This is a genomic window from Nocardia nepalensis (genome assembly GCF_048910785.1).
GTDB classification, from domain to species: Bacteria; Actinomycetota; Actinomycetes; order Mycobacteriales; family Mycobacteriaceae; genus Nocardia; species Nocardia nepalensis.
The window spans coordinates 301,828-321,446 of sequence record NZ_JBKBET010000041.1 but is presented as its reverse complement, the minus strand read 5'-3'; the positions used below and the strand labels follow the sequence as shown (position 1 = coordinate 321,446).

The following is a 19,619-nucleotide window of genomic DNA, read 5'->3' as shown; positions in this document are numbered from 1 at the left end:
TCGTTACCGAATCGTTATCTCCTGGATGCAAGAGGTGTGCTTGCGAGAAAGAGATAAAGAGAGAGGAGTAAGTGAGTTCAGTAGTAGAAGAAGTGTAGGAGGTGAGGAATGCGGGTGGATGGATGGGGGTGATGTGTGGAGAGGCAGTGAGGTGAAGAGTGAGACAGACATGGTGGGCGGGAGGTGCCGGTGAGAGGGCCGGGACCGTGAGCGGTCCCGGCCGCCGACGGTGCGAGCGCTCAGGCGAGCGGTGCGGCGACGCGCGTCCACCCGGCCGACTCACAGGCGTAGTGGCGGTCGTCGATGGCGACAACGTCGCCGACCGACAGTGACCGCAGTCGTTTGTCGGCCCATTCGTCGGCGTGGGCGTGGTCGTCGGGGTGTTCGGGGTGGCCGTTGAACGCGGCGAAGGCGCGTTCGAGGATCACCGCATCGGCCGGTGCGGCTGCGGCGGGGACGGTGTACTCGTACGCGAGGACCAGCGGCGCGGCGGGGGTGTAGCCGTGGAGCAAGGAGTGCGGCGCGCGGTTAAGGAACACCTGCACGATGACCGCACGGCGGCGCGGTGCGAACGCGCGGCGCCATGCTCGGGTGAGGCGGCGTAGGCCGGGCGGGTATCGGTGCATCACGTGGGCTCCTGAGATGTTGGGGTGGTGGACCGGTCCGCCGTGGGCGCGAGGCAGCCACGGCGGACCGGCGATCAAGGGGTGCAGCGGGAGGCCGGGTCAGGCCGCCTGCGACTGACGGGGCCGGGCGGGGGTGAGGCCGAGGTCGATGCGGCAGGTGAGGCAGTAGTTGTCGGTGTGGATGACGGAGTAGCGGGTGCAGCCGTCGCAGCGGCCGTGGCGCTGATCGGCTCCCAACCTCTCCCGCCCCTTCCGTGCGACGGCGCGACGGCGCGGTGCTGCCTGTGTGGCGGCAACCTCGGTGGCGCGCTGGAGCGGCTTGGCCGGGTTCGGGGTCAGCTCGGGATGAGTGGCGAGGAAGCGCGTGATGTGGCGGCAGATCGGGTGCGGTGCCGCCCGGTGCCACACCTCGACGATCAGAGCGTGCGCGGCCGCAGGGTAGGTGGCGGTGAGGAATTCACAACGAGAGACCACGAAGTCCTCGGTGGTGAAGGTCTCAGGCAGCGGCGCGATCCCGGGCCGTGCGTCGGCGCGGCAGTGATCGCAGAGCCCGTCATCGGAGACCAACTGTCGGTTGCGGGTGTGGATGGGGCGCTGGTCGGTCATGGGGCGTTCGATGAAGCAGGACACGCACCGCCATCCCATGACCGGGACCATCGCGGCGTCGTCGTAGTCGAGGCCGTTGCCCTGGCGGGGGATCTCCGGTCGTGCGTCGTCACGCACCTGCAACCCGGTGCGGGCATCGGCGAACGCCTTCGCCTCGTCCTCGGTGATCCGGCCGCCGTGCCGCGGCGCACCACCGTGGCCGCGTCGGCGTGAGCGTCGATCGCGTGCCGCGGTGTCGTCGTGGTTGTCGAAGTAGTCGCTGGTGCGTTCGTCCGACGTCTGGTCGGTGTGCTCGCCGTCGCGTTGGGCGTTCCAGGCTGCGCGGTGCTCGGTGTCGTATTGGCTCGCAACATAGTTGATGTAGACGCGGTCCCACAGCTCGGTGGCTTCGTCGTGGTCGCGGGCATACCGACGACGCTGGCGCTTCTCGCGTTCGGCCTCGGAGTCGGGATCGGGCACCGCAACCTCGATCGGGCGCTGCGCTGGTTCGGGCGCGGCGTCGGGGTCGGGGATGGTGGTGCCGTCGGTGAACATGCTGCCGGTCACGTATCTGGTGATCATCGCCTCGGTCGTGATCGCATACGGCAGTAAGTGGGCACGGTGATCCCCGGGAATGCTCGGCGTCGGGATCGGGCGGGCTTGGGTGCGGGCGGCGACCTTGTCGACGGCGTTGCGGGCGGCGTCGGTGGCTCGCGCCGGGACGCGGTGGGTGATCAGCGGCCGGTAGCGGTCACGCACCGGCATCGGCGGGAGTTCGGCGGCGGTGTAGGAGACCTCGAAGATCTCCGGCAGTTCCCGGGTGTGCAGGCCGGGGTCGGTGTCGGGGGCGCAGCGGTTGATCAGCTCCCGCCGCTCGGCGTCGGCGGCCTTCCACATCGCGTCGAGCCGTTTGTGCGCGGTCTGGAACGGGTAGCGGGTGAAGGTGTCGGTGAGCTCGTCGAGGAACGCACGCTCGTCCGGTGTGGCGAGCGCGAGTACATCGGGGAACATCTCGCGCGCCAGGCGCGGGCTGTCGAGGTGGAAGAGGCGGTCCAGGTGGAACAGAGCATCGAGGAAAGCACTGGGCATGGCGAATGTCCTGTCTCGCGAGGAAAGAGGAAACCCACCCGGGAGATCGCGTGCGCTTTTCGCGACACGAGGGGTGGGCGGCTGGTCGGGTGACCCGCCTGAAGGGCGATCGACCAGGGTGGTGAACGACGCGGCGGAGGGAACGCGCCGAAACGGGTGGGCGCGAATTTCCTGCGCACACAACCGAACCCGCAGCCAGACCGCTGGGCGTCGCGCCGGAGGAAATTCGTGCACGCACGGGCGCGGGCCCGCAGGCGCGGCGCGCGCCACCCTGGTAGCCCTTCAGTCAGGCGGGGCGCTCGACCAGACGAACACCCCGGCCACCCCACCTGACCCTCTTGTCGTCTTCCTTCGCGAGGTCGGGGTCAGGCCACCAATAGCGGACGATCCGCGAAGTAGGCCTCGGCGTCGGCTTCGCTGCGGCGGCGACGTGCGGTGCTGCGTTCGTCGCGGGCACGGTGGCGCAGCATCACGGCCCCGGCAGGCCGGGGCGTGTGGCGGGCGCGGCGGCGCGCGATCGCCTCGGGCGTGGTCCGTGCCGCCTCGGTCGCCGCGGTCGGGATCGCGTGGAGGCGAAGGTCGTCGGCGAGATCACGGACCGGTGTCCGCGCCCACCGACCGAGTTCGACTTCCACCGGTACCTCGACGGCGTCAGCGGTCGCGTACACGCCGGTATCGCCGTCGGTGATCTCACCGGGTCCGACCTCGGGTGCGCCGAGACGGGCGCGTGCGATCGAAACCACCCGTGCCAGCGCCGTTTCCGGGCTGTGGGCGAAGGCACGGTGGATCAGTCCGAGAAACGCCCAGTCTTCGGCAGTGACGCCGTCGAGCGCTTGGCGGAACGCGAGGCGCGCCCGATACGGTTCGGTGTCGATCAGCTCGAAGAGGGCAGCGATATCGGACAGCAACGGAGTCACCGCGATCGCGGTGCGGCAAGGAGAGGTAGTCGTCACATCGGCTCCTGATACGAAAGTGGAAGGGATAGAGCGGGATTCGCGTCGGCGGGCGATACGGTGCCCGGTGTCAACCGCCGGGCACCGCATGGCGAGCAGGTAGATCAGAACTGGGGGTCGTCGTTGCCGGTACCGCCGCCGAAGGAGCCCGCGCCGTTCACCGCCCACGGGTCGTCGGTCCCACCGGTGCGGCTGCTGGCTGCTGCCGCGCCAACCAGCTCGCCGGACCGGTCATCGGAATTCGCGCGAGCGCCCGAGCGCCCGAAACCGTTGTCGCCGCCTGTGCCCCGTTTGACGCGGTTGACCTTCGCCGTGGCATAGCGCAGCGACGGGCCGAGCTCGTCGACTTCGAGTTCGGTGGTCGTGCGGTTCTGGCCGTCGAGGGTCTGCCAGCGCCGCTGCTTCAGGCGGCCGGTCACAATCACGCGCGAGCCCCTGGTCAGGCTCTCCGCGGCGTTCTCCGCGGCCTCGCGCCAGAGGTTGCAGCGCAGGAACAACGCCTCCCCGTCTTTCCACTCGCCGGTGTTGGGGTCGCGGTAGCGGGGAGTGGAGGCGACGGTGAAATCGGCGACCGCTACACCATTCGGGGTGAAACGAAGTTCTGGGGCGGCGGTCAAGTTGCCTATCACGGTGATGACGGTGTCTCCGGCCATGGTTGTGCTCCTTCACTATTCACGGGGGGATGTGGTGTGCGACCACGGCGTGGTGCGGTGGTCAGGGACGTGTGCGGGTCGCGGCGTCGACGGCGGCGATTACTTCGGTGACAGTGGTGACCACGCGGGCATGGTTGTCGCTGATGAGTCGGTGACAGCCCGCCGAGGCCGCCGCAGTGGCGGGTCCGGGCACCGCGAGGATCGGCCGCCGTAATTGGTGGCCCCACCCGGCGGCGTTGAGAGTGCCCGAGCGCTGCCCGGCCTCGGGAATCACCAGCAGTTGCGACAAAGCGGCGATCAACCGGTTGCGTCGGGGGAATCGGTCGCGGCTGGTGCCGGTCCCCGGTGGGTATTCGGAAATGACCGTCCCTGATTCGGCGACGGCTTCGAACAGTTTCTGATGGGTGTGGGGATAGACCCGGTCCAGGCCGGTCGCGGCGACGATCGTTGTTGCCGCCGAGCGTGCGAGCGCCGCGCGGTGGGCGGTGGCATCCACGCCGTAGGCTCCGCCGCTGACGATATGGCAGCCGTGATCGGCCAACGCCACGGTGATCTCGCGGGTGATCCGCTCGCCCCGCTCGGTCGAGGCCCGCGCGCCGACCACACCGACCCGTGGCGCGGCGTCAGTGTGGATCGGGCCATTGCCGCGCACCCAGACCGCGACGGGAGCGACGTCGGCGGCGTCGAGATCATCGAATCCCAGTGCAGCCCAGTCGAGGTCGTCGCGGGTGAGCAGGCGTGCGCCGATCTCGCTCGCGCGGTCCAGATCTCGCGCGGCCAGTTCCCCCACCGTCGCCCGCGAACCCGGGTGCAGGCATTGCCCGGCGATACGGTCGGCGGTCTCCCGGATCGTGCGCAGATAACGAAATACCGCGTGCGCCTCGGGAACGGGGCGCAGGACGGCACGAGCGAGAATCGCCCACACGAGCAGACGCGAGTCCGACGCTGTGGCAGCGGTATTCATGACCGACCTCCCAGGGGCTGGTAGTGAACGGCGAGGTGATGGGGATGATTCGGACCGAATCTGGTTGTGCTCGAATCAGATCGCGACGAATTCGAACCGGATGGTGCTCGCCGCAGCGATGGGTGAGGTCGAATTGTTCATGATCACCTCGAATCTGTATGAGCGGTCACCGTGTTGGAAGGCCGGTGATCGGCGGGAAGGTCCTCGCCGACCGGCGGCGCGGTGAGGGCGATGCTGGTGACGCGGTCACCGGCTCCGGGCGTCTGAAATGCGAACCTCGATGCGCGCTGTGAGCGCGCCGGGTGCCGGGGATCCGGTGTGCCAGGGTCCGAACCGGTCCTCATCGACAGGAGGTAGGTTCGCTCGGATCCACGCCACAAGTTCGGCGGCGCTACCGATCACCGCAGTGCGCGACGTTGTGAAGGGGTCTGACAGCTCATCGGCTGGCCGGACCGAGGTCGATGCCGAGGTCGGCGGCGATCCCCAGGCCGCAATAGGCCAATCGGCGAAGGGTATCGGGGCGCATTCCGGTGTGTAGCGCTGTCTCCAGCAGGATCGCCATGGAATGCGCTGGGTCGGCCTCCAGGGCGGCCTGAAGGGCGACACCCGCGAGTGGGCCGTCGCCGCCGATGTAGGCGCTGTAGGCGAGAAGTGTTGCGGCGTCGGCACGGTCGCTGCCTGAGAGGGCTCGCGTCAGTGCGGCCCACAGGTTTTCGGCGGCGGCGGCGTGCTCACCCACGGCTAGGGCGAACAGCGCGTCGCGCACGGTCCGATCGCGCAGCGCCGCAGCCAGTTCCGCGCATGCCATGGCAGTGAGCGCCCCACTGGATTCAGTGTCGGCGATCTGCCACAACACGAGTTCGAGTGCGCGCCGGTGATATTCGTCGGGATCACCGCGCCGCACCGCCGCCGCGTAGCGTTCGTGCGCGACAGCGTGGGCGCTGTCGAGAAGGGCGGCCACCTCCTCGACTAGGTCGTGGTCGGGGGCGACCAGATCGGTCAGCTCCGAGCGGGTGCGGCGGATCGGGCGCCCGTGGAGCACATGGGCCACCGTCACCATCGATGTGGCCGGGTCCGGCAGCGCCCCACGGTGATTCGCCTCCAGCAGGCTCCACCACCGTTGCCCAGCCTCGATCGCGCGCACGGCCCACGCGCCCTCGAGGAACACCCCTTCCTGCGCGAGCCGCCGCGCGAACGCGGCGATGAGCGCGGCCCACGGCCCGGTGCTCACCGCGCCCTGTCCGCGCGTGCGGCGCGATTCGCGCACCCGATCGTCGACGATCACCGCGAGCACCTGCGACGCCCTCTCCGTGGCACAGATCTGCGCCACAGCGTGTGCGTACGCCGCGGCCAGAGGACGGCGACTCCTGCCGTCGGGTTGCAGATCGAAGCGCAGCACCGCGTCGATGATCGGACTGTGCCCCGGATTCGGTGCATCCCGCAGCACAGCGACCACCAGGGACCGCTGCGGTACGAACCCGACCATCGCGGGAACCGCGACAATCAATTCCCCAGGATCATCGACATGCAACCCATCCGCCGCCGTGTGGTCCTCGGAGGTCTGGCCGGAGGCTGAGGGTGTCTCGGTGCTGGCGGGCCACGCGGCGTCGTCGGTGTTGTCGGGCATGGGATTTCGTCTCCTTCGGGATGTCGGTGATGGGGTGCGGTTCGCCAGGGGTTGGCCGTGCCGGTCCGGGCCCTCGGCGCGAGGAATGCGACTGGTTGTGTCGATGCCGGGGCAGGGGCCGCGGTGGCCTGCCGGCGGGGCGGATCAGGGGTGCCACGCGCCCGGCGGTGTGGCGCTCGACTGGTGGTGAGGATCAGCGGGCGGCCCTGTCCCATTCGGGCGATGTGGACGCCGCTGTGATGTGGAAGGTGGCCCGCTCCGGCGATATTCGGTGGAGGCGGGAAGCCCAGTCGTGGCCGAGGGCGTCGAACCATGCCGCGCCAACGGTGAGGCGATCACGATCGACGACGGCATGGAAGTCGGCGTGCGCGCCCGCCGCCCGCGCCTATCTGGACGCGGACGAGTTCGAGGTGTGGCGGGATTCGGACGCTCACACAGGCTGCTGGAAGACGGTGGACACCTCGGTGCACCAGGCGACAGCCCATCGCCGTACTCGCGCGGGCAGTATCCGGGTAAGACGCCGCACGAGCGGATGTGGGCGTGCGGGTTTCCCAATGCGGTGTGCTGTGATCGGGTCGTTGTCGAGGTCGACGCGGTAGGTGTGGCTATCGGGTTCGGTGACGTCGAAGACGGTGGTTGTAGTGTCGGGCGCGCGATAGATGTCGAACGCCGCGAAGGCGGCCGAGACGGGATCATCGGCGTCGACGTCGATCTCCCAACGGATGTAGTACTCGGGCACGGTGGGGCTCCTGATCCGATGGCGGGGATTCAGTGGCGCAGCCGTCGGGGCCGTGCGCGGCTGTAGCGGAATCCGTTGCTGACGGTGCGGTGGGCCTCGGCGGCGGTGAAACCCTCGACACCGATATGGGCCGCGGCGGCGTCGGTGAGGACGGCGCGGGCGTCGTGTTCGCTGACTTCGTCGGCGGCCACGAGCCGCCCGAGCACCAACGCCGACCGGAACAGGGTGTGGTTACGCAGGTGCACCCGCGCGCGGGCGACCCGCTCGGCCTCCCCAGCGAGGATCGCCGCCAGATACGAATCCGGCGCCCCCGCCACCGACCTGCTCCAGCCACCGGCCGGTGCCGAAACCGGCGGGGGCGGGGCAAGGACAGCGATCAGCATCGCGGGAAGATCGGCGACCGGCCGATTCTCGGTCACGGTGTAATCGCCGTGGGGCGTGCGGGATCCGGGGGCGACGATGTAGCCGCCGTGCCCGCGGGAATCGATGCCGTCGCCGATGCGGGCGACCGTGCAGGTGAGACGCGGTTGCTCAGGTGCGCGGTAGTACAGGTGCCAGCCGTGCGGGGTCGCGACGGTCAGTGTCGGTGGCGCGGGCCGGGGCAAACGAGCGGCGAGGCGGGCCAGGGCCTCGGTCAGGTCTAGCGCGGGTGGGGTCATGTGGCGTGGATCGAGATCGATCACGTGCAGACCAGCTGGGCCGGTCGCGATCGCCGGGTTGAAATGCGCGTTCCACGACCACCATTGAGCGATACGCGCGCGGTCGGTGCTGGCGAGTTCGGGCCAGCGTTTGAACACCGGCGGCTTCTTCGCTCCTGGGCGTAGCGGAAACACCGGCCAACCACGGGCAGCGGCAGCAAACGCCACCGCCCGCAGATCCAGGACAGCGGTCACGAGATGGACACCTCCTACATGTTCGAAGAAGGAAGGGCAGCCCCGGGTTGCCGGTGCGCGGGCCGTGATGAAACGATCCGCGCACCGGCATGCCGGGATGGTTGGACAGGTCGGTCAGGCGGCCTCGGCCTGCTCCTGCTCGTCGAGTTCGGTGACGGTTGCCGGGGTGTCGATGTCGATGTCGTCGGAGTTGACCTCGCCGAGGGCGGCGAGTTCGACGGGCACGAGCGGGTGACCGAGCTGGCCGAGGAACTTCAGGTAGCGGCGCACGCCGCGGTCGGCGTAGCGCCACAGGTCCTTGTCGGCGCGGCTTTCGTAGGCGCCGAGGACGAGCGCGAGCACGATCACCTGGGCGCGGGCCGGTTTCGCCGTGTCGAGGTCGGCGAGCACCTCGTCACGACCGCGGAAACCCTTGATGCCCAACAGTTCCAGGGCCGCGCTGAAGGCGTGGTATTCGCTGAGCAGCCCGCTGTCGGAGACCAGCGCCTGGGCCAGGAACACCGGAGCCTGCCCCGGTGGGGTCTTGCGTGTCAGCAGCCGCGTCACGAACTCGGTGCGGGTGGTCTTGGCCGCCGCCCCCTGCTTGTTGAGCTCGCGGACCCGCCGCCTGGCCAACCGCTCCTGCTCCCGCGCCTCCGCCTCGGCCTGCGCGGCGGCCTCCGTGGCGGCGCGACGCGCGGCGGCGAGCTCGTCGCCCTCGCCGTGGCCGTCTTGTTCGTCCTGGCCGAGGTCACTGGTGTCGGTGCCCTCGTCACCGGTATCGGTGTCTTCCTCGCGCTCACGCAGACCGGCCGCTTCCAGCAGGTCGCGGGGCAGGAAGTATTCGGCGAGGATCTGTTCGCGCTGTTCGAACTCGCGGGCGTGGCGCAGCCCTTCGGCGGGTTCGGTATCGGGGTGATCGCGGGTGTCCCAGTCCACGGTGTCGGGGTCGACGAGAGCGCCGGTGTCGACCTCGACCCACACCATGTCCTCGGACACTTCCAACCACACCAGCCAGAAACCGGGGTGGGCATTGATATGGGCGATGTCGACGGCCGCGCCGGCGGCGTCGACCAACTCGCCCGCCAACACCAGCGGCCCGTCGTCGCTGAATTGCCCGTCGTCGGGGTAGTCGGTGAGGATCCCGACCCCGGCCTCGGCGTAGGGCAACGCCGCAGCCAGGTAGGCGCGCGCTTCAGTGCGGTCGGCGGCGATGCGGTTGGCCTCGTAGGAGAACCAGTTGCGATTGGCGCGCATGAGCCGTTCGACGGCGTCAGTGTCACCGAGATTGTCGTATTCGGCGATGACCGCGGCCTGCTCGAGGTCGTACTGGCCCTCATCGACCAACCCGCGTGCGGTGGTAGAGGCGCCGATCTTGCCCGCGCGTTTGACGTCGTCGCGTTTGGTTTGCAGGGCCTTGCCGACCCGGGTGACGGTGGCACCGAGGTCCAAGGCCAGCGCGATACCAGCGGCGCGGTCGCCGTCAGTGAGCGGGATGCGGCGGTCGTTGACGGTGATCTGCTCGAGGATCCGGTCGATCTCGGCTTCGGTGGCATCCACGGCAGGGTCGAAGTCGGTGATCCACACCGGCACCTCGGTCTGCTCGAACGCCAGCGCGGTCAAGGTGCGGACCTGCCCGTCACGCACAACGAGCCGTCCGTCGGGCATCCGGATCGCCTTGATCGGGATCTCGACACCGTGCTCACGGATCGAGTCGGTGTAATCGGGATGGTCTTCGAGCCGAAAGTTCTTACGCACATTCTCCGCGACTTCGAGCAACGCCGGATCCAGATACATGGCCTGGGCCCTCGGCGCGGCGACCGTATCCTCCGAGCCCTCGGTGCCCATGACGGTGTCGGTGATCGTGTCGGTGTCGGGGGTGGGTGTGTCGGTGTCGTGCGACATCGAATATGGCTCCTATCGTGAAACAGGTAGGCACCGGCCAGCTTTGGACTGGTCGGTGCCTACCTGAGAGCGGATATGACAGGTGTGAACCGGTGGCGGGCCGAACGAGGGCCCGCGGCGCGGTGGATTCGGTTGCGAGGGTTAGTTCTTGGCGCGGGCTGCGACGTTGATCGGGCGCAGGAACCGCGCGCCGTGCTGGTCGGGATCGCTGTAGCCCCAATGCTTGGCTTTCCAGTCCGGGTGCTGCTCGCGCCAGCGGGTGACGGTGTTCTCACCGAGAGCGGTGACGGTTCCGGCGGCACCGAAATGTTCGGCGCTGTCGAACTCCGCGCGGGTCAGGGTCAGGGTTTCGGGCATGCGGAAACAACCTCCTCAAGGGTCTGGGCTGGTGAGGGCCCACAGGTACGGGTGGGGGAGAACAGCGACTAGATCCAGCCGACCGGGGCGTGCTGGGCCTGTTGCGCTAGTGGTTCAGACGAGGGACATCGCCTGCAGCGCAAGGTCGTCGAGGGTGTCGGCGCGATCGGCGTCGGGCACGGTTTGGGAGTAGCTGGTGACGGCGTTGGCGATGCCAGCAGCGGTGAGCTGACCGCCGGCGATGAAATGGCTGAGGATCCCGCTGCGTTCGTCCTCGGTGAACCCCAACTTCTTGGACACGACTTCGATGGTGCGTTCAGGGTGGGCGACCGGAGTAGCGGCATGCCGCTCCAACTCGGTGACACGGGCGGCCACGAACTCCGGAGACAGCCACTCGGCGACCTTGTCGCGAGTTTCAGCGGTGATCACCGCCAGCCGCTTGCGGTAGGTGTCTGGCGACCAGCCGCCGACACCACCGACCTCGAGGCGGTCCCCGACATGGCGTTTGGTGTAGGCGAACAACGGCAACGTCAATCCATTGCGGCAAATTTTTACCACCAGCTCGGGCTTCAGCGTGACCGCGTGATGGCCGATCTCGGAGTTGGAGAACCGGAACCCGGCGAACACGATCGGCTCCGCACCGGGTGCGTAGCCTTGGCCTTCGCGGGCAGCGATCGGGCGCCACCGCTCCAACTGCCCTGCGGCGCGGCGGCGTTCGGCCTCGAGTTCGGGGTTGGCGAACGGTGTCCGATAGTTCGCGAGGAATCCCGGTGCCAGCGCGGAGACTTTCGGTGAGTACACCTTGCAGTGCATGGAGGATTCGGTCAGATCACATGAGCGCACCGACACATCGGCATCCGCGGACCGGATGCCCTCCAGCACGGCGGTGAGGACGTCGAGGTTGTCGATGATTCCGTAGCGATCCGAGAGCACAGCTCGCAGGATCCCGGGCTCGTCGGGGACACCGGAGGTGAACAGCCGCAGCAGGAACGACCGGTCATCACCACTGCCGGGCAGGCGCGGGTCGTCGCAGCCGTGGAGCAGTCCGTTGACGTTGGCGTCGTAGAGATCAGTCCGCGATTCCTCGCGCAGCCACTTCAGATACCCGACGGGGATCTTCAGCTTCGCCCCGAGGTGCGAGTCGGCGGCGGCGGTCGGCCGATACAGGCCGTCGACGAGGGTGAAACCCCGCTCATCCAGGACCGGTTCGACCCCGGACAATTGCAGCAGACCATCACTGGCGCGCAGTGCCGACGCGGGGGCGACGACATCGAGTTTCGCGGCCTGCTGGGCATTCAGCAGCCCGACCAGATCCCCCAGTTCGGCGTGACGCACACAGGTAGCTATCGACATGAGTCAACACTCCTCTCAGACAGACAGTTACGGATCTCAGGGCAGGGAGCGCAGGCGGTGGCCGCTAGGGGGTTCAGTGCTGTTGGCGCAGTGCCTGCACCAACGCCCACGACGCATCGACCTCCGCGCGAGCCGTAGCGTGGCGGCGAAAGGCCAGTTGCTCGAGGGTTTGAATGGCCTCCAGGGCGCGGGCGGTGTCCTGGCGGCGCTGCTCAGCCGCCCAGTGCCGATACCGCGCAGCGCGGTCATCGGTGAGGAACTCGCCGGTGATCTCGATGACGGTGTCGCTCACCAGCTCACGGATATCCGCCTCAGCGGTGGCCAGCGGATACCCCAGATGCATGCTCAGATATCCGGATTCGCCCAGACACACCAGCGCTGCCGCCCCGCGCTCGGTCGTGCCCGGTTCGAACCGGACGGTGACACGCGGATTGCCGAGGCGCTCATCCTCGACGACGAGACCGAAGAACCGCAGCACCACCATCGGCCGGGTCTCGGTGATCCCGTCGACGACCGGGTGGTGTTCGGCCATGTCGGCGAACACCTGCCCACGGACGGGTGCGTCGTCGGTGGCGAACAGGGTGTAGGCGGATCCGTAGTCGGTGGAGTTGGTGTAGGCGCTGACGGCGAAAGCTGGAGCGGGCATGACGAATCCGGGTGTCCTCTCAATAACGGGGGTGTGTGGTCAGCTGGCTGCCCGGACAGGGTGGGTGAAGGGCTGCCCGATCTGGGTGACCGATGCCGGCGACCGGCGGCGGCGCGCGATCGCGGTGTCGGCGAAGTCGGTGGTGACGACCTCGGTCGCGATCGGCGGGTGATGCCAGTCCTGCGCGTAGTAGCTGGTGTCGATCCCGCAGGAGGGTTCCAGCGTGATCCCGGTGCCGGACTGGAACTGCGGCACTCGGCATCGGCACGGTCGTGTTCCATGCCAGCTCGGCCGCTGTAGCAGAACGGCGCGGAGGTCTGCGGGATCAGGAACACACCACGGCGGGCGATGTGAGCGGCGAGGGTTATCGCGCGGTATTCGAAGCGCGACCCCCGATATCCCGGTGCGTCGGCGCTGCGGCGTGTGCGCCGAAGGGCGGGTTGGCGATCGCGGTATCGAAGGGACGCCACCGGTTTCGGTGCACCTCGAGCATGTCACCGCACACCAACTGGTCGCTTTCGGGACGATCTTCATGCCGATCCGCGCGAACTCCGGGTTGCGTTCGACACACACCAGCACGCGTGCCGGGTCGCCGTTGGCTTGCCCGTTGCGACACTCGAAGGCCAGTGACCCGATCCCGACGCCGAGGTCGATGATGCGGGTGCTGAGGACCTCGATCGCCATGTTGTGCGCCAACCCGGGCGGGGGTGAAGAACGCCCCGTCCGGGCCCTGGGTCGCGCTGGTGGACTCCTGGAAAGCGGTGAGGACGAACAGTTTCTCGTCCCCGCTCAGGTCCCGGCGAAGACCGACCAACTCGGCCACCTCACGGTGCGCGGCGGCCTGGGCGCGTGAGAGTCTGCCCATAGAGTGACCTCCGGATACGAAAATCGCCGAGCCCCTGGGGGACTCGGCGAACTGCGTGAACGGCACAGAGACAATGGCGTCGCGACGCCGACAGCGCGCGGTGATGTGGATCGCGAGGGTGCGCCGTTCACTGGCATGCGCGTGATCGGTCGGGGTTGTGTAGGTCGGCCACCCGCAGGGCGACGCCCCGGTAGTGCCCGGTGCGGTCGCGACCTCGGCAGACGGGTCGTGTGTTGGGGTCGATGGGCTAGCGCTGGATGTGGAGGTCGCCGATGTCGAAGCCGCTGCGCCAGTTCTGCCAAGCGTCCTGGATGCAGGGCCGCGATCGGCGCGAGGCCACCAGCACGGCGAAGGCGTGCCCGAAGTCGATCGCATCGCCCGAACTGATGCCCAGGGCGTCGCAGTAGCCGCGGACGTAACCGATGGCTTCGAAGCACAACAGGTGCGCGTCCTGGCTCTCGAGCGCTGTGGACCACTGCGCGAAGTCGGGTACTCGGCTCACGACGCGTGCCCATCCAGCTCCGCGGCAACGTCGCCGCAGACCGGCCCCGCCCGCCAGCAGCGGCCGACCGGCTGGACGAAACTGGGTTGCTGGGTGAGGAATTCGGCGGTGTAGATCGCGCCGGGGGCGTGAGTGAACGTGGTGGGCTCCTCCCGAGCGCTGTCGCGTCGGTGAGCGGATTTGGGCATGAGGAGATACCCCCTTCTGATCGATGAACGAATGGGATAGGCGAGACGGGAAGTAGCAATGCCGGTAGTTGCTAGGCGACCCGGATGGTGTTCGAGGGCTTCACGAACTCGCAGATCACTGGCTCTCCGTGGTGGCGGCCCTGGCATTCGACGCCGGTGAGAACCCGGGTTGGTACCGCAAGTTTCTTGCGTGCCCAAACCTCCAGATCATCGATCTGAGCGGATCCGATCGCCTCGTAATGCGCGGCGTTGTCGCTCAGGACGTCGATGTGGGGGAACCCGGCCAGTGCCCACACTCGCGCGTACAACCCGAATGCGGAGGTGTTCAACGGTGCGGTGAGGCTGGCCTCCAGCAAGGCCACCGCGACTTCGGCCGCGGTGCCCTGTTTGGTGCAGCGCCCCTGCGCGACGCGTTCGAGCAGTTCGCGGCAGTGTGATCGGTAGACGAATTCCTGCCGCATCCGGGCGTGCGTGGGTGTGAGCAGCATGAACGAGTGATAGAGCGCGTTGCGCTTGCGACGGTGGCGGGCTTGGGCTCTCGCGATCTCGTCCTCAGCCCACTCGATCGGCGTGAACAGCGGCATCAAATCCTCGGTGAACTGCTTGAACACGATGTCGGCCGGCGACGACACCGGTGCAGTCCTTTTCCTTCCCATGATGGCTCCTCAATCGGTCGTGGTATCCGGGCGATGCGCGCCATACCCGAGGGCTGGGATCGCGGTGCTGTGTCAGTGGATCGGGCTCAATGGCCCGAGCCAGGTGTGCAGGATGGTGAGGTAACAGAACCGGTGATCGGCGCGGCAGTCGTCGTCCTGCTGGCGGTAGTCGTCTTTCTCGCGGTCCCAGATTTCGGCGACGACGATTCCGATCGCTCGTCTGATCTCGGGAGAAACCGCCTCGGCACCCGCATACGGTGTGATGGTGGGTATTGGCTGGCGGCGTGCTTCGACGTCCAGGACCGCACCGACGAAGCCGGTCAGGACGTGCAGGGTGTCGGCGTCGGTCGCGCTGCTGCGGTGGTAGTCGGTGAGCGCTCGGGTCATCTGCTGGCGGTAGGTCAGGTGGGCGACGTTGGCGACGACCGCCCGCAACGCTCGTTCGACAGGCAGGCGCGTCCTACGGCGGCCGGTGACCGGCGCCGCAAGGCTACTGCAGCGGCGGGGGTTCGGGAGTCCGGACGGACTTAGTCATGGTTGGGTTTCCGCTTTCCCGGGGCTTTGCGATGGCGAAATTCGGGTATTGGTACGAGGTTTCGACCTCGATTGCGGACGTGGATCGTGGGATAGCTTGTCCCACAACGCAATCGAGTTGTCTCATGCGCATTACTGCATTCATGTGTGCGGTTGTCGTCGCTCGGTCGAATGTGGTGGTGCGGATATCCGCCGTGGTGATCAGATAACGACGATCTGCTCGGGGAGGGTGGCATCGGCGGGCGAGCGGGTGGTCAACGCTTGGAGTTGGGCGGCGGTCAGCGACGCGGCCACATCGAGTTGCTCGGCGAGAGTGCCGGCCCACAGGTAGCCCAGTTGTTCACCGTCGCTGTAAAGGCCGAGGGTCCATGTCGGGGCGTCGTGCCCTTCCATGTCTCCGTTGGATGCAGCGACACTCAGCCCGTTGAAAAGCTGACCGCAGATGGTATAGCAACCACCTCCCGTGGATTCGACTTGCGCTGGCTGTGTACAGAATCCCGAGACCAACGACAGTTCCGTGCCGTACCTCTCGGCGAACAGGTCGGCGCGTTGCATGAAGAATCCTTTCTGCGAACAGTGTTCGGCGGATATGTGCAGCCGGTGATGCCAGCGAACGGTTCGTCTCTTCGGCGAGCCGCCGTGCATCGGCGTGCGTGCTCCAGCACCGGGTCGGGCCCGTGGCGGCGGCAAGGGAACGTATCGACGGCGGCTCAGGCCGCTTCAACTACAGAGACGATGGTTTGAGCGGCCTGTTCCAAGGCGATAAGCCGACCATCGGCATGTCCGTACCAGCGGGTCGCGAAGCCGGGCCGCTGTTTGTCGACCACGGAATCCGGTGCCGCGACGAAGAATTCCTCCAACCGCGGATACGTGGTCGACGGAGCGGTGAGCCACACCCGCGTGTGCTGCGCGTCGAGCTGTGGAATGATCTGCAATCGAGTAGCTAGTCGATCGAGAAATGTCGATGCCTCGGTGCGGCTACCGCGGTGGACGGCCTCGACCGATCGCCACGCGTCCGCCGGGCGGCTGTAGCAGCGGCGTACCTGGTAGACCGCCCACCGGCAACGGTCGAGCTCGGCCTCGGCCAGAGCGAGTACCTCCCCGGCACCATCGCGGCGCAAGCGATCGGTCAACGACTTGCCTGGCCCGAACAACCCGGAGTTGCGGTTGAGCGCCAGTGTGACAAACTCGTCGACAACATGCTTGAACGCCTCGGCGGGCGCGGTTCGGAAACGTTCGAGCTGTTCGGGCCAGCTGGGTTGAGAAACGAAACAGCACTGACGGCAGCACGATTTCGGCCACCACACACCGAACAAACCGAACAAGTACCCCTGGCAACGGGCACGTGACCAGCCCGCCGCGTGCAACGGGTATATCGGGCTGCGTCGACCTTTCATCGTCACCGAGGAATCCCGGTCGATGCGCCCGGTCTCATCGACGTTGAAACCGACCGCATGGATATACGGTTCATGCGCCAAATGCTGTGCGCGCCAGCCATCCAAAGGGACTCCCTTTGACTTGGCTGAACAGGTTCTCTGCCCGCCCAGCGTGGGCAGGACACCGTTGGCGCGGTGCTCGGTGCTGAGTGCGTAGTAGCCGTGCTCGTCGGCATCAGGGTGCAAACGCGCCGGCGTGCGAGTGTCTTGCAGCACCACGATGCCATCGGCAGCCGAAGGGCCCGCTCGTGCCACCTCGACGACTCGGACGCCATGTTCACGCAAGAGTGGGAAGACGTGGGTAGCGACGAGATCGCAAGTGCTGGACCATTCATCGCCGGTCTGGGCGACCATAACGATCAAATTCGACAGATCCGGTAGGAGTTGGCGCGGGCGGAAGTCCGGCTCCAGCAGCGTGCGCACCACCCCACAAGTGCTTTCCACCCCCATTCTTCTCCCGCTCGCTTCGGACTGTTGCACGAGGGCGTGGGACAGACGGCATCAACCCGTAGCTCGTCCTCGGGACTCGGACATTGTCGGGGTGGGGCGTCGTCGTGAGTTCGCCCGCCGGATGAGTTCGTGCTCCTCGCTCGGGCTCAGCTAACGCGGGAGTCGCCTGTCTCGACTACATGTCACACGGGGTCGGGGGGCGCCAGCTTCTGCTTATCCGGATGGAGGATTGATGACGAGTCCTGCGACACATGAGATGCGCGGGTAATCGGCGTGCACGACACCAGGCCCGATTTGGCGGCGCTCTACCTCAAGTACGGCGGAGCGATGCGGCGAAAGGCCGCCCAAGTACTCGGCGAAGGCGGCATCGCTGACCAGGCTGAAGATGTGGTGCACGATGCGTTCGAATCGCTGCTGAAGGCTCCGCCGACCGAGGAGATCCGCAGCTGGGAGGCGTTCCTGATCAGGATTGTCAGGAACAAAGCCACGGATCGGCTCCGTTCAGCCGCGTTCCGGCATGCCGGCCCGGAGTTCGATGTGCAGCTTCACGATGACGCAGAACGAGGCGACGACTTGGCTGATGACGTCGCTGACACCGTCGACCGTGACCGGGCTGCAGCGCGAGCCGGGGACGCTCTGTCTGTACTGAATGCCCAACAGAGAAGGGTCTTCGACGAGTACCTGGTCCAGAAGCGGCCTCGTGGAGAGGTTGCGGCGGGGCTGGGAGTGACTCCCGGGCGAGTGACCCAGATCGCGAACAAAGCGGCAGAGTTGCTGAAGGAAGCCATGAACCGAGAGCAGGTGGCAGATGGGTAAGAACGAGCGGGACAAGGCTCTCGAATATTTGCTGGACGCACGCACCGGCGATACGACCGGGGAGCGGCCTGCACTGAATGAAGAGGACGCTGCCGAGGTCGAAGCATTGATCGCAGCAGTCGATTTTGTGGCAGACGCTGTGCGTGCCACCGATTACATCCCAGCGGAGGAGGCTACTCCTCCGCTGGAGGAGGACCGTGTCGCAGCGATGCTGGGCTTGGTGCCCGACCCTACCTACAGCCTCGACTCCACTGCTTTGGCGCGGGTGAGAAAGAGCGCTGGCTATTCAGCTCGAGATCTGGCCGAACGCTTGGCTGCTCGGGGGTGGGACATTTCGCTCGGGGATGTTTTCCGTTGGGAGACTCGAGGCGGACCGGAGGTCTCGCCCGCGCTGATCCGCGCGATTGCCGAAGAAACAGCGACACAGCCTGACAACCTGGTCACCGACCGGAGCACTGCTCCGGAGAACGACGAGGTGGCAGCTGTCATGGCGTCGACGGACTTCCAGGAACTCGTCGCCCGATGGGCCGAGAGCCAACGAACGTCACAGGCGCTGGCCAGGTCGACACTGAAAGCTCGAATGCTGACAACGGTTCACCGAGGAGAAAAGCCGGATGCGGCTCAAATGCTGCACTCATTGGCCGCGTTCATAGAGGCATACGAGAAGGGTCGAAGTCGTTGAACCTCGATCAGTGCGTCGCCCGCCTTCTCGATCTACTGACGCCGGAGGTCCAGCAGCGGTTCGCCGAGGAACCGCTGCTGGCTCTGCGTGAGGACCTCAAACTTAAAGTCGCCCCCATCGAGTACCCGCCGGATACACGCCGCCAAGGCGGCGCGTGCGACGGCACCTCGTTCGTCGAGGACGGGGTGATCGTTTATGTGTCCACGCCCTATAACCGGCGAGAAAACTTCACCCTGGGACATGAGCTTGGGCATTGGCTCATTCCCCAGTCCGACGAGGTCATGGAGTGGATCATCGAGCAGGACCACGCCGAGCAGCTGGTGGAGACTGTGTGTGACCGGGTGGCTCAGCGTCTGCTGCTCCCGCCCGCATCTATCGCATCGGTGGTGGCGCGCCCGCCTGTTCGAGCCGCGCACATCATCGAGTTGTTCGATCGTACGCAAGCCAGCCGGCCGGTCTGCGCGATCGCGATCGCGACTCGGTTGCCGCACGTCGGCGCTGTGGCGCTCATCGATCGCACCGAGGGCAAGGTGCTGTTCGCCAGTGTCCGGCCGGATCCGGAAGAGGGCTGGCCCACGGTGGTTCCTTGGAAGGGACAGCTGTTGCCCGCTGGTCATCAACTGGCCGCCCTGAACTCCGGTGCCTCGGTGACCGGCAAGATGTTCTGGAAGGATCAGTGGGATCGCCGCGCCGAGTACTACGTTGACGCCGTGAGTGATCACCGCCGGATCATTGCGGTCTTCAGCGACATCGACCTATGGAATAGCGAAAGTCTGCACCTCGATGGCGCCCGAGATTTCGATCAGCGCCCCACTTCGACCATCCATTGTTGCGGGAGCACAAGTACGGTTCGTGGATATCCGTGCCCCGAGTGCAACGAGCAGTTCTGCCCTGAGTGCGGACGGTGTCGCTGTCAGCGTCGCGCTGCCCGTGAACAGGCCTGCAACGGCTGCTTTCTCCGGTTCCAGGCCCACCTGTTGGTCGCAGGGTTGTGTGAGGAGTGCCGATCCTAGCGTTCCGGTAACGGTCGGGCTAACTCTTGATCGAGCTGTGTCGACTACGTGATGACAGCGCAACAGACACCGGTCAAGCCCGGTCGCTGTCGGAGCGGAGGTGAGAAC

23 protein-coding genes are annotated in these 19,619 nt (G+C 66.9%); 4 read left to right on the top strand and 19 right to left on the bottom strand.

What is annotated here, in order from left to right; translation table 11 throughout:
- Positions 1 to 239: 239 nt before the first annotated feature.
- From ACHQ4I_RS41395 to ACHQ4I_RS41335, 13 genes are all read right to left on the bottom strand, one after another.
- On the bottom strand, positions 240 to 626 hold the full coding sequence (locus tag ACHQ4I_RS41395) for a hypothetical protein (RefSeq protein ID WP_420777377.1): 387 nt from the start codon (positions 624 to 626) through the stop codon (positions 240 to 242).
- 99 nt (positions 627 to 725) lie between these two features.
- A complete protein-coding gene (locus ACHQ4I_RS41390) occupies positions 726 to 2,300 on the bottom strand; it encodes a hypothetical protein (protein WP_420777376.1) in 1,575 nt (524 codons plus the stop codon).
- Positions 2,301 to 2,665: 365 nt separating this feature from the next.
- Complete coding sequence (locus ACHQ4I_RS41385; protein WP_420777375.1) at positions 2,666 to 3,253, bottom strand: hypothetical protein; 588 nt, start codon at positions 3,251 to 3,253, stop codon at positions 2,666 to 2,668.
- Between the two features lie 104 nt (positions 3,254 to 3,357).
- Positions 3,358 to 3,906, bottom strand: a complete 549-nt coding sequence (locus tag ACHQ4I_RS41380; protein WP_420777374.1) for a single-stranded DNA-binding protein — start codon at positions 3,904 to 3,906, stop codon at positions 3,358 to 3,360.
- A 61-nt stretch (positions 3,907 to 3,967) separates the two neighbouring features.
- Positions 3,968 to 4,870, bottom strand: coding sequence for a DNA-processing protein DprA (gene dprA, locus ACHQ4I_RS41375; RefSeq protein ID WP_420777373.1), 903 nt, complete (start codon positions 4,868 to 4,870; stop codon positions 3,968 to 3,970).
- A 436-nt stretch (positions 4,871 to 5,306) separates the two neighbouring features.
- Entirely contained in the window at positions 5,307 to 6,497 is a 1,191-nt protein-coding gene (locus ACHQ4I_RS41370) for a DUF4192 domain-containing protein (protein ID WP_420777372.1), read from the bottom strand.
- A 430-nt stretch (positions 6,498 to 6,927) separates the two neighbouring features.
- Positions 6,928 to 7,236 (bottom strand): hypothetical protein, encoded by a 309-nt coding sequence (locus ACHQ4I_RS41365; RefSeq protein ID WP_420777371.1) that lies wholly within the window; start codon positions 7,234 to 7,236, stop codon positions 6,928 to 6,930.
- A gap of 29 nt (positions 7,237 to 7,265) precedes the next feature.
- Positions 7,266 to 8,129, bottom strand: a complete 864-nt coding sequence (locus ACHQ4I_RS41360) for a bifunctional DNA primase/polymerase (RefSeq protein WP_420777370.1) — start codon at positions 8,127 to 8,129, stop codon at positions 7,266 to 7,268.
- Between the two features lie 114 nt (positions 8,130 to 8,243).
- Positions 8,244 to 10,013: a ParB/RepB/Spo0J family partition protein gene (locus ACHQ4I_RS41355; RefSeq protein ID WP_420777369.1), complete on the bottom strand. Its 1,770-nt coding sequence runs from the start codon at positions 10,011 to 10,013 to the stop codon at positions 8,244 to 8,246.
- 141 nt (positions 10,014 to 10,154) lie between these two features.
- On the bottom strand, positions 10,155 to 10,370 hold the full coding sequence (locus ACHQ4I_RS41350) for a hypothetical protein (RefSeq protein WP_420777368.1): 216 nt from the start codon (positions 10,368 to 10,370) through the stop codon (positions 10,155 to 10,157).
- Between the two features lie 114 nt (positions 10,371 to 10,484).
- Positions 10,485 to 11,723, bottom strand: a complete 1,239-nt coding sequence (locus ACHQ4I_RS41345) for a hypothetical protein (RefSeq protein WP_420777367.1) — start codon at positions 11,721 to 11,723, stop codon at positions 10,485 to 10,487.
- A gap of 73 nt (positions 11,724 to 11,796) precedes the next feature.
- Positions 11,797 to 12,369, bottom strand: a complete 573-nt coding sequence (locus ACHQ4I_RS41340; protein WP_420777366.1) for a hypothetical protein — start codon at positions 12,367 to 12,369, stop codon at positions 11,797 to 11,799.
- A 39-nt stretch (positions 12,370 to 12,408) separates the two neighbouring features.
- The gene (locus ACHQ4I_RS41335) at positions 12,409 to 12,624 is read right to left on the bottom strand and encodes a hypothetical protein (RefSeq protein ID WP_420777365.1); all 216 of its coding nucleotides are present in this window, start codon (positions 12,622 to 12,624) and stop codon (positions 12,409 to 12,411) included.
- A 400-nt stretch (positions 12,625 to 13,024) separates the two neighbouring features.
- Between ACHQ4I_RS41335 and ACHQ4I_RS41330 the strand changes: the two genes are divergently transcribed.
- Positions 13,025 to 13,222, top strand: a complete 198-nt coding sequence (locus ACHQ4I_RS41330; protein WP_420777364.1) for a hypothetical protein — start codon at positions 13,025 to 13,027, stop codon at positions 13,220 to 13,222.
- 259 nt (positions 13,223 to 13,481) lie between these two features.
- Here ACHQ4I_RS41330 and ACHQ4I_RS41325 read toward each other — a convergent pair whose 3' ends face one another.
- From ACHQ4I_RS41325 to ACHQ4I_RS41300, 6 genes are all read right to left on the bottom strand, one after another.
- On the bottom strand, positions 13,482 to 13,736 hold the full coding sequence (locus ACHQ4I_RS41325) for a hypothetical protein (RefSeq protein WP_420777363.1): 255 nt from the start codon (positions 13,734 to 13,736) through the stop codon (positions 13,482 to 13,484).
- The gene (locus ACHQ4I_RS41320; RefSeq protein ID WP_420777362.1) at positions 13,733 to 13,924 is read right to left on the bottom strand and encodes a hypothetical protein; all 192 of its coding nucleotides are present in this window, start codon (positions 13,922 to 13,924) and stop codon (positions 13,733 to 13,735) included. The genes ACHQ4I_RS41325 and ACHQ4I_RS41320 overlap by 4 nt, the downstream gene beginning before the upstream one ends.
- A 71-nt stretch (positions 13,925 to 13,995) precedes the next feature.
- Complete coding sequence (locus tag ACHQ4I_RS41315; protein WP_420777361.1) at positions 13,996 to 14,556, bottom strand: hypothetical protein; 561 nt, start codon at positions 14,554 to 14,556, stop codon at positions 13,996 to 13,998.
- Between the two features lie 96 nt (positions 14,557 to 14,652).
- Positions 14,653 to 15,015 carry a hypothetical protein gene (locus ACHQ4I_RS41310; RefSeq protein WP_420777360.1) on the bottom strand — a complete coding sequence of 121 codons (363 nt, stop codon included), beginning with the start codon at positions 15,013 to 15,015 and terminating at the stop codon, positions 14,653 to 14,655.
- A 300-nt stretch (positions 15,016 to 15,315) separates the two neighbouring features.
- Complete coding sequence (locus ACHQ4I_RS41305; RefSeq protein ID WP_420777359.1) at positions 15,316 to 15,669, bottom strand: hypothetical protein; 354 nt, start codon at positions 15,667 to 15,669, stop codon at positions 15,316 to 15,318.
- A 155-nt stretch (positions 15,670 to 15,824) separates the two neighbouring features.
- A complete protein-coding gene (locus ACHQ4I_RS41300) occupies positions 15,825 to 16,994 on the bottom strand; it encodes a hypothetical protein (RefSeq protein ID WP_420777358.1) in 1,170 nt (389 codons plus the stop codon).
- Positions 16,995 to 17,273: 279 nt separating this feature from the next.
- Between ACHQ4I_RS41300 and ACHQ4I_RS41295 the strand changes: the two genes are divergently transcribed.
- From ACHQ4I_RS41295 to ACHQ4I_RS41285, 3 genes are read left to right on the top strand one after another with little or no spacing between them, the layout of a single operon-like run.
- Complete coding sequence (locus ACHQ4I_RS41295) at positions 17,274 to 17,816, top strand: RNA polymerase sigma factor (protein WP_420777357.1); 543 nt, start codon at positions 17,274 to 17,276, stop codon at positions 17,814 to 17,816.
- Positions 17,809 to 18,498 carry a hypothetical protein gene (locus ACHQ4I_RS41290; protein WP_420777356.1) on the top strand — a complete coding sequence of 230 codons (690 nt, stop codon included), beginning with the start codon at positions 17,809 to 17,811 and terminating at the stop codon, positions 18,496 to 18,498. The genes ACHQ4I_RS41295 and ACHQ4I_RS41290 overlap by 8 nt, the downstream gene beginning before the upstream one ends.
- Complete coding sequence (locus ACHQ4I_RS41285; protein ID WP_420777355.1) at positions 18,495 to 19,511, top strand: ImmA/IrrE family metallo-endopeptidase; 1,017 nt, start codon at positions 18,495 to 18,497, stop codon at positions 19,509 to 19,511. The genes ACHQ4I_RS41290 and ACHQ4I_RS41285 overlap by 4 nt, the downstream gene beginning before the upstream one ends.
- Positions 19,512 to 19,619: the final 108 nt, after the last annotated feature.

Bases quoted from the DNA above. Each gene is read 5' to 3' on its own strand.
- ACHQ4I_RS41370 (WP_420777372.1), bottom strand. From the start codon at position 6,497: ATGCCCGACAACACCGACGACGCCGCGTGGCCCGCCAGCACCGAGACA.
- ACHQ4I_RS41380 (WP_420777374.1), bottom strand. From the start codon at position 3,906: ATGGCCGGAGACACCGTCATCACCGTGATAGGCAACTTGACCGCCGCC.
- ACHQ4I_RS41330 (WP_420777364.1), top strand. From the start codon at position 13,025: ATGCGGGTGCTGAGGACCTCGATCGCCATGTTGTGCGCCAACCCGGGC.
- ACHQ4I_RS41350 (WP_420777368.1), bottom strand. From the start codon at position 10,370: ATGCCCGAAACCCTGACCCTGACCCGCGCGGAGTTCGACAGCGCCGAA.
- ACHQ4I_RS41305 (WP_420777359.1), bottom strand. From the start codon at position 15,669: ATGCAACGCGCCGACCTGTTCGCCGAGAGGTACGGCACGGAACTGTCG.
- ACHQ4I_RS41390 (WP_420777376.1), bottom strand. From the start codon at position 2,300: ATGCCCAGTGCTTTCCTCGATGCTCTGTTCCACCTGGACCGCCTCTTC.
- ACHQ4I_RS41395 (WP_420777377.1), bottom strand. From the start codon at position 626: ATGCACCGATACCCGCCCGGCCTACGCCGCCTCACCCGAGCATGGCGC.
- ACHQ4I_RS41290 (WP_420777356.1), top strand. From the start codon at position 17,809: ATGGGTAAGAACGAGCGGGACAAGGCTCTCGAATATTTGCTGGACGCA.
- ACHQ4I_RS41345 (WP_420777367.1), bottom strand. From the start codon at position 11,723: ATGTCGATAGCTACCTGTGTGCGTCACGCCGAACTGGGGGATCTGGTC.
- ACHQ4I_RS41355 (WP_420777369.1), bottom strand. From the start codon at position 10,013: ATGTCGCACGACACCGACACACCCACCCCCGACACCGACACGATCACC.
- ACHQ4I_RS41340 (WP_420777366.1), bottom strand. From the start codon at position 12,369: ATGCCCGCTCCAGCTTTCGCCGTCAGCGCCTACACCAACTCCACCGAC.
- ACHQ4I_RS41320 (WP_420777362.1), bottom strand. From the start codon at position 13,924: ATGCCCAAATCCGCTCACCGACGCGACAGCGCTCGGGAGGAGCCCACC.
- dprA (WP_420777373.1), bottom strand. From the start codon at position 4,870: ATGAATACCGCTGCCACAGCGTCGGACTCGCGTCTGCTCGTGTGGGCG.